We start from the raw sequence: 11,868 nt of genomic DNA on the forward strand, positions 1-11,868 counted from the left end.
ACAGACGGCCCAGCGCACCAAAAAGCCCCCCACCACGCGGAGAACCCGCAGGTGGGGGGCTTCTTCGGCTCTGCTTACTTCTTCTTGCCCTGGTTCTTCACTGCCTCGATGGCGGCCTTGGCGGCCTCCGGGTCGAGGTAGGTGCCGCCGGGCTTGACCGGGCGGAAGTCGGCGTCCAGCTCGTAGAAGAGCGGGATGCCGGTGGGGATGTTCAGGCCGGAGATGTCCGCGTCGGAGATGCCGTCGAGGTGCTTGACCAGGCCGCGGAGGCTGTTGCCGTGCGCGGCGACCAGGACCGTGCGGCCGGCGACGAGGTCCGGGACGATGCCGTCGTACCAGTACGGCAGCATGCGGGTGACGACGTCCTTGAGGCACTCCGTGCGCGGGCGCAGCTCGCTGGGGATGTCGGCGTAGCGCGGGTCGTCGCTCTGCGAGAACTCGGCGCCGTCCTCCAGGGCGGGCGGCGGGGTGTCGTACGAGCGGCGCCAGAGCATGAACTGCTCCTCGCCGAACTCGGCGAGCGTCTGCGCCTTGTCCTTGCCCTGGAGCGCACCGTAGTGGCGCTCGTTCAGGCGCCAGCTGCGGTGGACCGGGATCCAGTGGCGGTCGGCGGCCTCCAGGGCCAGCTGCGCGGTGCGGATGGCGCGCTTCTGGAGGGAGGTGTGCAGCACGTCGGGGAGCAGGCCGGCGTCCGTGAGCAGCTCTCCGCCGCGGACCGCCTCCTTCTCGCCCTTTTCGTTGAGATTGACGTCCACCCAGCCGGTGAACAGGTTCTTCGCGTTCCACTCGCTCTCGCCGTGGCGGAGGAGGATCAGCTTGTACGGTGCGTCGGCCATGACATCGAGCGTAATCGAATGCCGGCCGTGTCCCTGTCGCTGCCCCGGGCGGCGGGGCGGGGCCCGGGGAAGGCGTCGCGGGGGCGTCGGGCCCGGTGTCCGGACGTTTGACCGCTCCCGTCAATCAAGTGGCGGCGCCTCGTCCGTCATCAGTAGTTTGCGATCACCGCGTCCGACCGCGGGGCGCCGCACCCGGATGCCACCGCACGGCCGGGCCGCGGCGCGGCACCTCGCCCGCCCGCCCACACCTGCCCGGGGGATCCGTCATGTCCGCAGCCCGTCTCGGAAGAGCCGTCCGGGAGAGTGTTTCCGGTCTTCCCCGCCCGTTCTGGTGGCTGTGGACCAGTACCTTGATCAACCGTCTGGGCGGATTCGTCGCGACGTTTCTGGCGCTCTACCTGACCGTCGAGCGCGGCTACTCGGCCTCGTACGCGGGTCTGGTCGGCGCGCTGTACGGGCTCGGCGGGGTGATCGCGTCCGTGGGCGCCGGGATTCTGACGGACCGGCTCGGGCGGCGGCCGACGATGCTGATCGCGCAGCTGTCGACGGCCGCTTCGGTCGCGCTGCTCGGCTTCGTGGAGCAGCCGGCCGCCATCGCCGCGGTGGCCTGCGTCGTCGGTATGGCGTCGAGTGCCTCGCGGCCCGCGGTCCAGGCGATGATGGCGGACATCGTCGCCCCCGAGGACAGGATGCGCGCCTACTCCCTGAACTACTGGGCGATCAACCTGGGCTTCGCGGTCTCGTCGGCCGCCGCGGGGCTCATCGCCGAACACGGCTATCTGGCGCTCTTCCTGGGCGAGGCGGCGCTGGTGCTGGCCTGCGCGCTGGTCGTCTTCCGGAAGCTGCCCGAGTCGCGCCCCGCGGTTTCCGCCGCGGCGGGCCCCGCCGTCGCCTCCGGGGCCGCTCCGTCCGCGATCTCCATGCTGACGGTGCTGCGTGACGGCCGCTTCATGACCGTCGTCGGCCTGAATTTCCTGCTCGCACTGCTCTTCCAGCAGGCGTACGTCTCGCTGCCGGTGTCGATGGGCCGGGACGGCTTCTCCAGCGCCGACTTCGGCCTGATCATCGCCGTCAACGGCCTGCTGATCGTGCTGCTCCAGATCCCGGTCACCCGCTTCATCGAGCACCGCAGCCCCTCGATGCTGCTGATCGGCTCGTCCCTGCTGGCGGGCTACGGCTTCGGGCTGAACGCGCTGGGCGGGTCGGTGGCGGCGGTGTACACGCTCGCGGTGGCCGTCTGGACGCTCGGCGAGATCATCAACGCGCCCACCCAGATGGGCCTGGTCGTCCGCCTCTCGCCGACCCACGGGCGCGGCCGCTATCAGGGCATGTACGCCCTGTCCTGGGCGGTCGCCGCGCTGGCGGCCCCGCTGGTCGGCGGCACGGTCATCGACCACTACGGGGCGGACGTCCTGTGGACCGGCTGCGCGGCCGTCGGAACCGCCGCGGCCGTCGGCTACGGCCTGCTGCTGCGCAACCTCCCGGCCGGGACGGACGGAACGGGCGGAACGGGCGGAACGGCCGGGACCGGCGGAACGGCTGGGGCGGAAGAAGCCAGCCGGGCGGAGAGCCTTCCGGGGGCCGGCGAGGCGGTGGCACCGGCCGAACCGGTGGCGTGAGGGGGCACCCGTAGGGGACCGGGTTCCTGGCACCCGGTGCCCGGACCGGGGGCTCGGCCGCCTGCGGCCGCTCCCCTCCCCGCCGCTCTCAGACCCTCAGCTCCCGTTGTGCCTCGTACAGGTTGGGCGGGCAGGCCGCCTCCGGGTGGCCGTAGGCGGCGGTGCGGGTGTGCAGGGGGCCCGTGAAGTCGGGGGTGTCGATCTGGCCGAACTCGCTCACCTCGCTGAGGGCTACCGTCGCGCTGTACGGGGCGATGCCGTCGAGCTTGATGCAGCCGGCGCGGTGGTTGGTGACGGTGATGTTCCAGTGGGTGAACCGGGCGCCGTAGAGGGGCCCGGCACTGGCATCGCCGCCGTGTGCGCCGTCGTTGGTGACGGTGATGTCGGTGCGGACGTTGGCGAACGGCAGTCCGCGGTGGCTGTCGAAGGTGCCCATCGCCATCCGGCCGCGGGACCAGACGTTGTGGCTGGACAGGCCCTCGACGTTGATGCCGTGGAGCTGGGTGCCGGGCGGCGCGGGGACGGTCCGCAGGTCGATCGCGAAGTCCTCGACGAGGTTGTCGTGCGAGCCCTCGCGGCAGCAGTACGGGTGATGGCTGCCGCGCCCGGACACCCGCGTACGGCGCAGGGTGCACGCCTTGGCGGCGACCAGCAGGAAGCCGTTGTCGGCGTGCCGGACGTGGACGTCGTCCAGCCAGCAGTCCCAGGCGCACTGGAGGGCGACGCCGTTGTAGCCCTTGTCGCGCAGGTGCGGGGACTGCGGGGTCTCGGTCATTTCGAGGGTGAGCGCCTCGACGCCTGCGCCGGTCAACGGGCGTATGTGGGTGGTGAGTCGGGGCTGCCACGCGCGGCGCGCGTCAAGGGGCAGCGGACGGTCGAGGGTCACGCAGCGGCGGTGGTGGTCGACGGCGGTGACCCGGCAGGGCCACTCGTAGGGGACGTACGAGGTCAGCTTGGTCTTGCCGTCCCAGGGGTAGGACGCGGCGCCCGGGATGTCGCCGCTCATGTGCCGCAGGAGCGTGTGGCCGGCGTCGTCGGACAGCTGGAGGAGGACGCGGGTGCCGGGCCGGAGGACGGTGGTGTCCGCGACGGTGAGGGTGCGGTCGCCCTGCCGGGCCGGGGCGGTGACGGGAGTGAGCGTGCGCCACTCGTCGCGGTGGTTGCCCGTCCACCCCTCGAACGGCCACTCCCGGTCCTTGATCGCGTCGGTGAGTGACTCCCAACGGGCCTGCGGGCAGAGCCAGATGAGGCCGCCCGCCCACGACCAGCTGGATTTGTCGCCGCCGTAGCGGCTCCCGTAGGGGCCGATGAGGTAGGTGAGGCTGCGGGTGGCGTGCAAGGTGGTGCGGCCGCTGCCGGCACCGCGCAGCACGACGCGGTCGTGGCCGATCCGGATGAGGTCGTCGATGCGATAGGTGCCGGGCGGGACGTACACCGTGCCGCCACCGTCGCGGCCGGCGTCGCGCAGTGCGCGGTTGATGGCGGGAGCGGCGTCGGCCGAGCCGTCCGGTGCCGCGCCGTAGTCCCGGACGACGTCGGCCACTACGGGACGCCGGGGGAAGGCGGCGCCGCCGCGGTAGCCGGCCCTGCCCACGTAGGGGATCTGCGGGTGGGTGTACGGCGCGGCCTTGAACTCGTCCCAGAGGGTGGCGGGTTGGCGGCGTCCGCTCCGGGATGCGGCCGCGGCCCGGCCGACCGGTACGGTGCCTGTGGCGGCCGCCGCCGCGACGCCGATCGCGCTGCCGAGCAGCCCTCGCCTGCTGATCTCCATGAGCCCGCCTTCCGCCGCCACCCGAGTTCAGATACGCGAACATTGTTCACGTCGCAGACTGGTGTGAGGATGCCATGCCGCAGGGGCCGGCGGAAGAGGCCGGGCGGCCGGTACTCGTGCTAGCCACACCCCCGGGCCGGGTGCCCCCACCATCGCGCGCACGCCTCGCGGCCGCGACCCTGGAAGGGCGACGGCAGGGCGCAGCGCGGGACGGGGCGCGGGACGGGAGACCGGAAGGACACCGCGACCGCGCCGCCCGGCCGCCGGTCCACCAGGCGGTACGAAACGGGGACGGGAAGCGGGATGGGGACGGAAGCGGGGACGGGGACGGACATGGGAACGGGCGCGGGCACAGGGCTCGGTGGCGGGCTGGACGCCCGGATGGCTCAGGAGCAGCGGGCGGTGCGGCGGGCGGCGGTGGTGGGGGCGCTGGTGATGGCCGTCAGTCTGATCGCCACGTCCGTGGGGGCGTCCGCGAAGTCGGCGGACGGGGCGCGGGGCGAGGTGGTGCGGCCCGTCGCGGCACAGTCCGGCGCGCCGTCGACGGGCTCGGACCGCCCGGCCGCGAAGACGGTCCGTGTGCACCTGCCGGCCCCTACGGGTTCCCCTCAAGCGGGCGTGGTTTCCGTGCACTTGACGGACCGGTAGCGGCGCGGCCCGCGGGTCTCCGGGGAGCCGCACCGTGAGCTGATGGTGAGCGTGCGCCATCCGGAGCTGCGGTTCGTCCCGTAGGGGCGGTCGGGGGCGGGGTCAGGGTGTCGCGGACGGGCCCTGGGCCGCGGGCTGCCGGGTCAGGTGGGCGAACGCGTCGAGGTTGCGGGTGGATTCGCCGCGGGCGACCCGCCAGGCGTACTCCTTGCGGATCGCCGTGGCGAAGCCCATCTCCAGCAGGGTGTTGAAGCTGCCGTCGGCGTTCTCCAGGACCGTGCCCAGGATGCGGTCGAGTTCGTCGGCGGTGACGGCCGCGAGCGGGAGCTTGCCGACGAGGTAGATGTCGCCGAGCTTGTCGATCGCGTAACTGACGCCGTAGAGACGGGTGTTGCGCTCCAGCAGCCAGCGGTGGACGGCCTCGTGGTTCTCGTCCGGGTGGCGGACGACGAAGGCGTTGATGGAGAGGGAGTGCTTGCCGACGATGAAGGAGCAGGTCGTGGAGAGCTTGCGGGTGCCGGGCAGCTTGACGACGTACGTGCCGTCGGCGGGGCTTTCCCAGTCGAGACCGGCGTCGTCGAGGGTGCGCGTGCTCACCGCACCGGCCGTCGCCGTCGCGTCCGCCGCCCGCTCCCCGGTCCTGTCGTCAGCCATGGAGTGATCGTAGGTGACGGCGGCGTTCCTGTATCGCGGCGGCGTAGACCTCGCCGGTGGCCGCGGCGGCGGTGTCCCAGCCGAAGGACTGGGCGTGCCGGGCGGCCCCGGCCCCCATCCGGGCGGCCAGCGAAGGGTCGGCGGCGAAGCGGGCGAGTGCGCGGGCGTAGTCGGCCGGGTCGTGGCCGCCGATGAGGTAGCCGCTGACGCCGTCGCGTACGGCCACCGGCAGGCCGCCGACCGCGGCCGCGACGACCGGGGTGCCGCTGGCCTGCGCCTCTATGGCGACGAGCCCGAATGACTCGCTGTAGGACGGCATGACCAGGACGGATGCGGCGCGGTACCAGTCGGCGAGCTGTTCCTGGCCGACCGGCGGCCGGAAGCGTACGACGTCGGCGATGCCGAGCCTGGCGGCCAGCTTCTGCAGCCCTTCGGGCTTGGCCAGGCCGCTGCCGCTGGGCCCGCCGACCACCGGGACGACGATGCGCGAGCGCAGCGCGGGGTCTTCTTCCAGGAGCACGGCGACCGCGCGCAGCAGGACGTCGGGCGCCTTCAGCGGCTGGATGCGGCCGGCGAACAGCGGGATGACGGCGTCCTGCGGCAGCCCCAGGCGGGCGCGGGCCGCGGCCCTGCTCTCGGCGACGGCGGCCTCGCCCGCGGCTCCGGTGAGCGCGGATCCGGTGGCGCCGGTGGGCCGGAAGCGGTCCAGGTTCACGCCGGGGTGCACGACGGCGACCCGTCCGGGGTCGGCCTCGTAGTGCCGCACCAGCTCGTCCGCCTCCTCGGCGGTGTTCGCGATCAGCCGGTCGGCGGCGCGGACGACCTGGGTCTCGCCGATCACCCGGGCCGCGGGCTCCGGGGTGTCGCCCGCGGCGAGCGAGGCGTTCTTGACCTTGGCCATGGTGTGCATGGCGTGCACGAGCGGCACGCCCCAGCGTTCGGATGCGAGCCAGCCGACGTGTCCGGAAAGCCAGTAGTGGGAGTGCACGAGGTCGTAGTAGCCGGGGCGGTGGCCCGCCCAGGTCTGCATCACGCCGTGCGTGAAGGCGCAGAGTTGGGCCGGCAGCTCCTCCTTCGCCAGCCCTTCGTAAGGGCCCGCGTCGACGTGCCGTACGAGGACGCCGGGGGCCAGCTCGACGGAGGGCGGGAGGGTGCCGGTGGTGGCGCGGGTGAAGATCTCCACCTCGATGTTGATCGCGGCGAGCTTCCTGGCGAGTTCGACGATGTAGACGTTCATGCCGCCGGCGTCGCCGGTGCCCGGCTGGTGCAGCGGTGAGGTGTGCACGCTGAGCATGGCCACCCGGCGCGGCCGCCGCGAAGCGCCCACGCGCAGCCTGGCCGGGCCCGGGAACGGGCCGTGCGGACGGCTGCGGAGCCGGGACACGTATGGGCTCACTGCGAGCTACCTCCTACTGGGCGGGCTGCGCGCCTCCGACCCCGTGTAACAACGGAATTCGGCCGTCCATTTCCTCCGGGCACGCCGTGTTCCCAGCTTTGCCAAAGTGTGACCAAGCCGCGGACGGCCCCGGGCCGCCGCCCGGTCACCGGCGGCTCCCGGCAGGCGGCGCCCCCGGCCGCCGCACGGGCTCGTCCCGGCCGCCGCATAGGCTCGTCGCATGGCCCGCCGCTCCTCCGCCCCCGCCGCCCCGGCGCCCGCCCGCCCCGTCGGCAGCGCCACCCGCGGGACCACCAACCCCACCCGCCTGCGCCGGATGGACCGCTGGATCGCCGCCGAACACGCCGCCGTACTGCGGCGCAGCGCCGATCCGGTCGCCGTCGACCTCGGGTACGGGGCGGCCCCCTGGACGGCGGTGGAGCTGCTGGCCAGGCTGCGGACGGTCCGGTCCGACGCGCGGGTGGTCGGCATCGAGATCGACCCGGCCCGCGTCGAGGCCGCCCGCCCCTACGAACGGCCAGGACTGGACTTCCTGCACGGCGGCTTCGAAGTGCCGCTGCCCGGCGGCCGGGAGCGCGCGCCGCTGCTGATCCGCGCCGCGAACGTGCTGCGGCAGTACGACGAGGACGAGGTGGCGGCCGTCTGGCGGCGGCTGTGCGCGCGTCTTGCGCCCGGCGGGCTGCTGGTCGAGGGCACCTGCGACGAGATCGGCCGCCGGCACGTGTGGGTGGCGCTGGGCCCCGAAGGCCCGCGCACGGTCACCTTCGCGACCCGGCTCGGTTCCCTGGACACCCCGTCCGACCTGGCCGAACGGCTGCCGAAGGCGCTGATCCACCGCAATGTGCCCGGCGAACCCGTGCACGCGTTCCTGCGGGACTTCGACCGTGCCTGGGCCGCGGCCGCACCGCTCGGCGCCCTGGGCGCCCGGCAGCGCTGGACCGCCGCCGTCCGTACCCTCGCGGCTGACTGGCCCCTGGCGGGCGACCCGCGCCGCCGCCGTCAGGGCGAGATCACGGTGCGGTGGGAGGCGCTGGCACCGCGGATGTGACCCCAGCGGACGGCCACCCGCCCCCGGCCCGGCTACGCCACCGGCTCAAGCCCTGCCGTCGCGACCACATCCGGAACCGGCAGCTCCGCCAGCTCCCGCAGCCGGGACTCCGTCACCGAGCCGCGCGGTGCGCTGTACGTCACCAGGATCTGGTCGTCGTCGGTCGTCAGCCGGAAGGTCTCGAAGGTGACGTGCAGCTCGCCGACGCGCGGGTGCACGATCCGCTTCGTGCCGCGCAGGCACTCGCTCACCGACTGCGCCTCCCACACCCGCCGGAAGTCCCCGCTGCGTTCGAGGAGTTCGCCGACCACCGCGCAGATCCGCGGATCCTCGGGGTGCCGCCCGCTCTCGGCGCGCAGATTGCCGACCGTCTCCTCGGCGATCCGGTCCCAGTCCGGGTGCAGCGCGCGGGCCGCGGGGTCGAGGAAGACCAGCAGCGCGGAGTTGCGCCGCCCGGGGGCGAGACCGTCGAGGTCGAAGCCGACCCGGGCGCCCAGGGAGTTCCAGGCGAGGATGTCCAGGCCGCGGCCGATGACCGTGGCGGGGACGGTGCCCGCCATCGCGTCGAGCAGCTGCCGGACCTCGGGCCGCACGGTCTGCCCAGGACCGGCGGCCGGTGCGCAGCCGCCCGCCGGGCCGTCGGCCGCGCGGCGGTCCAGGGCCGCGACGTTCCGCAGATACGTCACCTCGCCGCCGGTGAGCCGCAGCGCCCGCGCGATGGCGTCCAGGACGGAGGCGGAGATGGCGTGCGCGCGGCCCTGTTCGATGCGCGTGTAGTAGTCGACGCTGATGGCCGCGAGCTGCGCGACCTCCTCACGCCGCAGCCCGCGCACCCGGCGGCGGTTGAGCCCGCTCGGCAGCCCGAGGCCGGCCGGGTCGAGCGCCGCGCGACGCGCCTTGAGGAACGAGCCGATCTCCACTTCCCGATGCAGCATCCGTCCAGTATGCGGCGCGCGCCCGGTCGGGTGGTTCCGCCGGACCCAGGACCCGACGGGCCTGGCCCCTTCCCGGCGGGGGCCGCAGGCTGAGGCGCACCACCCGCCGAGCACGACCACCGGCGGCCTCTTCGCCCTCGAAGGAGCAGCTCATGAGCCGAGGGCGAACCACACCCTCTTATGGCCTTGTTCGCCGTCGGACGGCCATGTCACGCCCCAGTCGGCGGACAACTTCTTACGAGGAGAAGGCCGCGCCCTCGTTCCTCGTCGCCGCGGAAGTTGAGCCAGGTAGGGACGAACCGCGGACTCCAAGAGTCGTCGCCCCAGGCGGCGAACAGCACGCCCTCGGGGTGCAGCAGTGTGACGTCGAGGTACACCAACGTCGTGTGGGTGTGCAGGTGCACGTTCGTGATGACCTCGCTCACGCAAACCCGAGCGTCGTCGACGAGGGCCGGGTGCCCGGTCGCGACGAGCAGCGCCTTGACGAGGTCTCGCATGATCTTGGGGGCGAGGTTCGAGTTCGGTACGACGAAACGAGCTGTGGTTCTCCTGAACGGTGGGGCTGCTGTCTTGCTCATATCGATGTCTCCCAACGTGACGTGAGCGCCGGCTGCAATGCCGTCCGTGGCTATGGCCATCCCTCGGGGCCCCCTCAACGGGCGCGCAGATGACTACACTTCGGGTCTTCCCGGCGTGCTGCGCGGTGTTGCCTGGAAGGTAGGGCACAACAGTGGGACGACTGTCCCAACCCTCCGAGTGGACCCGTGACACAGTTGGGCGGCACACTTCTACGCACAGGAGAAGGAGGGGCCGTGCCGCCACGGAGCTACCCAACTGCCCGCCAGAAACGGTTGGGTGCCGAGCTGCGCAAACTGCGTGAACGCGCCGGCATGTCCGGGACGGAGGCCGCCGCCTTCCTCGGCGGCGAGCGGGCACAGATCAGTCACATCGAAAGCGCTCGCTACGGAGTCAGCGCCGAACGGGTGCGCCGACTCGCGGCGCACTACTCCGCCACCAACAAACACCTGGTTTCTGCGCTCGCCGTCATGGCCGAGGAACGCACCAAAGGCTGGTGGGAGGATTACCGGGGCATACTCTCGCCCGGATTCCTGGACGTTGCCGAACTCGAACACCACGCCAAGCGCATCAAAGCCATCCAGATGCTGCACCTCCCTGGAGTTTTCCAGACGGAGGGGTACGCGCGGGAACTCATCCGAAGTGGCGTTACCGAACTCCCCGCCACAGAACTGAACGCCCGCGTCGAGCACCGCATGCGACGTCGAGAGATTTTCGACCGCCCCGCACCGACTCCGTTCGAGGCGTTCATTCACGAGGCAGCGCTGCGCATGAGGTACTGCGCAGTAGACACCATGACGGAACAGCTTGAATTCCTGACCGAAGTTTCGCACTGGCCGTCAGTGACGATTCGCGTCATTCCATTCGATGCACAGGTTACAGGCTCGGTGCATTCGATGATGTATGCCTGTGCGACCATCCCAGCGCTCGATACGGTCCAGATTGACAGCGCATTCGACAGTGGATTCCTGGACGCAGAAGCTCAGCTCTCCAGATATCGGGAACTACTCGATTCAGTTGAATCGATCTCGCTCAGCGCGGAAGAGTCGAGAAAATCCATTCACCGTATCGCACAGGAAATGTGAGTTAACCGGCATGACCGACGCAATCGACTGGCAGAAGTCCTCTTTTTCCGGGGCGGACAATAATCAGAGCTGCATCGAGTTGGCTCCCATTGATGGCGAGATCAAGATGCGCGAGAGCGACGACCCGGACGTGATCGTCACGACCTCGGTCGACAAGCTGCGCGCCTTCGTCCTGGGCGTCAAGGCAGGCGAGTTTGACCACCTGATCGCCTGATCTAGCCCCAAAGCGCCCCAAACGCCCGCCATCTCCACAGATGCCGGGCGTTTGACATATGCCCGGCACAACTTAGGGACGTCACACTGTTGCGACGCTCCACTGAGTGGCACTACCGTCGCCATGCGTCGCCACAAGAGGGCGATTCACGGCAGGACCATGCTTCTCGTGTGTCGCAATTCCCCTGCCCTGACTGGGGGTTGGGGAATTACTCCGAAGGTTGCCCCTCCTGCTGGTGAGCTTCTGACGCGTGGAGGGGGAGCCGCTCCGTCACTTCAGGAGGGCCGCCGAAATGACCGAACGGCTCCTCGTGGACTGCTCGTTGTGTGGTTGCTGGGTCGATCTGCACACGGTTCGCGTTCGCTCGTTCTGGCGCGCTACCGAAGCCGACGACACCCTGCGCTACTACGAACAGGCAGTGTGCCGAGACATGGTCGCTTGCTTTGCGCGAGCGTCGGATACCGACCACTGGCAGAGCGTCGGCGCCCGTGTCCCTGGCGGAGTCGAGCCATCCGCCGACGCCACGCTCTACCGCTGCATGTTGTGCGACATCGCGGCATCCGTCGATGACGTGATCTGCGCCCGCTCGCAGGATGAAGCCGGTTGGTTCTCAGAGGTCTTCTGCCGTGACGACGTGGCATGCGACCGCCGGCAACGGCGGTGCCGACGAATCGAGCCGCCCGCATGCTGACTCCCTGGACCACCGCACCCCGCGCCGACAGGCCGGCTCCTCCTGCGCGCGGGGCGGTGCACCAAACCCCAACAGCTTCAGCAAAGGAATCCCGATGCACCCCATCTCGCACCCGCGCGAAGCCTTCCCCCTCGCCCCCGAGGGTGGCCGTACCCCGTACAGCAGCGAGCAGTCGTCCGACGCCAACACCCGCCCCTGGATTCTTCGTTACGCGATGCTCCCCGACTCGCAGCAGGCCGTCGCGCTTCCCCCCGCCCTGTACGACGAGGACCGGCAGATTTCCGTCGGCGTCGACACCGACCTGCTGCCGTACATGCAGACGCATTCCCCCACCATCCCGGACGGCAACACGACCAACCCCCCGCCGCTCGACGAGGGCGCGAAGGACTGAGGCC

The 11,868-nt window shown here is 71.4% G+C and carries 13 protein-coding genes; 7 read left to right on the forward strand and 6 right to left on the reverse strand.

The genetic code is table 11. The annotated features are described in order from the left end of the window. Positions 1-74: 74 nt before the first annotated feature. Positions 75-836 (reverse strand): phosphoglyceromutase, encoded by a 762-nt coding sequence (locus tag LIU39_RS13030; RefSeq protein ID WP_227046823.1) that lies wholly within the window; start codon positions 834-836, stop codon positions 75-77. A 266-nt stretch (positions 837-1,102) separates the two neighbouring features. Between LIU39_RS13030 and LIU39_RS13035 the strand changes: the two genes are divergently transcribed. Continuing rightward, positions 1,103-2,455 (forward strand): MDR family MFS transporter, encoded by a 1,353-nt coding sequence (locus LIU39_RS13035; RefSeq protein WP_227046824.1) that lies wholly within the window; start codon positions 1,103-1,105, stop codon positions 2,453-2,455. A gap of 88 nt (positions 2,456-2,543) precedes the next feature. Here the strand turns inward: LIU39_RS13035 and LIU39_RS13040 are convergent, their stop codons facing one another. Beyond that, the gene (locus LIU39_RS13040) at positions 2,544-4,226 is read right to left on the reverse strand and encodes a glycoside hydrolase family 55 protein (RefSeq protein ID WP_227046825.1); all 1,683 of its coding nucleotides are present in this window, start codon (positions 4,224-4,226) and stop codon (positions 2,544-2,546) included. Between the two features lie 303 nt (positions 4,227-4,529). Between LIU39_RS13040 and LIU39_RS13045 the strand changes: the two genes are divergently transcribed. Further along, the gene (locus LIU39_RS13045; RefSeq protein WP_227046826.1) at positions 4,530-4,874 is read left to right on the forward strand and encodes a hypothetical protein; all 345 of its coding nucleotides are present in this window, start codon (positions 4,530-4,532) and stop codon (positions 4,872-4,874) included. A gap of 102 nt (positions 4,875-4,976) precedes the next feature. On the opposite strand, the gene LIU39_RS13050 is transcribed toward LIU39_RS13045, so the two are convergent. Together LIU39_RS13050 and mshA are read right to left on the reverse strand one after the other, a co-directional pair. Then, complete coding sequence (locus tag LIU39_RS13050; RefSeq protein WP_227046827.1) at positions 4,977-5,528, reverse strand: type III secretion system chaperone family protein; 552 nt, start codon at positions 5,526-5,528, stop codon at positions 4,977-4,979. Then, a complete protein-coding gene (gene mshA, locus LIU39_RS13055; protein WP_372463849.1) occupies positions 5,521-6,924 on the reverse strand; it encodes a D-inositol-3-phosphate glycosyltransferase in 1,404 nt (467 codons plus the stop codon). Before mshA ends, LIU39_RS13050 begins: the two co-directional genes overlap by 8 nt. Before the next feature lie 220 nt (positions 6,925-7,144). Here mshA and LIU39_RS13060 point away from each other — a divergent pair, with 220 nt between their 5' ends. Beyond that, positions 7,145-7,972, forward strand: a complete 828-nt coding sequence (locus tag LIU39_RS13060) for a class I SAM-dependent methyltransferase (protein ID WP_227046828.1) — start codon at positions 7,145-7,147, stop codon at positions 7,970-7,972. Positions 7,973-8,004: 32 nt separating this feature from the next. On the opposite strand, the gene LIU39_RS13065 is transcribed toward LIU39_RS13060, so the two are convergent. Both LIU39_RS13065 and LIU39_RS13070 read right to left on the reverse strand, forming a co-directional pair. Then, the gene (locus tag LIU39_RS13065) at positions 8,005-8,907 is read right to left on the reverse strand and encodes a helix-turn-helix domain-containing protein (RefSeq protein WP_227046829.1); all 903 of its coding nucleotides are present in this window, start codon (positions 8,905-8,907) and stop codon (positions 8,005-8,007) included. 209 nt (positions 8,908-9,116) lie between these two features. Continuing rightward, the gene (locus LIU39_RS13070) at positions 9,117-9,485 is read right to left on the reverse strand and encodes an ATP-binding protein (RefSeq protein WP_227046830.1); all 369 of its coding nucleotides are present in this window, start codon (positions 9,483-9,485) and stop codon (positions 9,117-9,119) included. A gap of 234 nt (positions 9,486-9,719) precedes the next feature. Here LIU39_RS13070 and LIU39_RS13075 point away from each other — a divergent pair, with 234 nt between their 5' ends. From LIU39_RS13075 to tgmA, 4 genes are all read left to right on the forward strand, one after another. Continuing rightward, a complete protein-coding gene (locus LIU39_RS13075) occupies positions 9,720-10,568 on the forward strand; it encodes a helix-turn-helix domain-containing protein (protein WP_227046831.1) in 849 nt (282 codons plus the stop codon). A gap of 10 nt (positions 10,569-10,578) precedes the next feature. Continuing rightward, positions 10,579-10,782, forward strand: coding sequence for a DUF397 domain-containing protein (locus LIU39_RS13080; protein ID WP_227046832.1), 204 nt, complete (start codon positions 10,579-10,581; stop codon positions 10,780-10,782). 292 nt (positions 10,783-11,074) lie between these two features. Continuing rightward, positions 11,075-11,473: a hypothetical protein gene (locus LIU39_RS13085; protein WP_227046833.1), complete on the forward strand. Its 399-nt coding sequence runs from the start codon at positions 11,075-11,077 to the stop codon at positions 11,471-11,473. A gap of 94 nt (positions 11,474-11,567) precedes the next feature. After that, positions 11,568-11,864, forward strand: a complete 297-nt coding sequence (gene tgmA / locus LIU39_RS13090; protein ID WP_227046834.1) for a putative ATP-grasp-modified RiPP — start codon at positions 11,568-11,570, stop codon at positions 11,862-11,864. The last annotated feature ends 4 nt before the right edge of the window (positions 11,865-11,868 follow it).

It is taken from the genome of Streptomyces pinistramenti (assembly GCF_020564935.1).
In the GTDB taxonomy this organism is placed as follows: domain Bacteria; phylum Actinomycetota; class Actinomycetes; order Streptomycetales; family Streptomycetaceae; genus Streptomyces; species Streptomyces pinistramenti.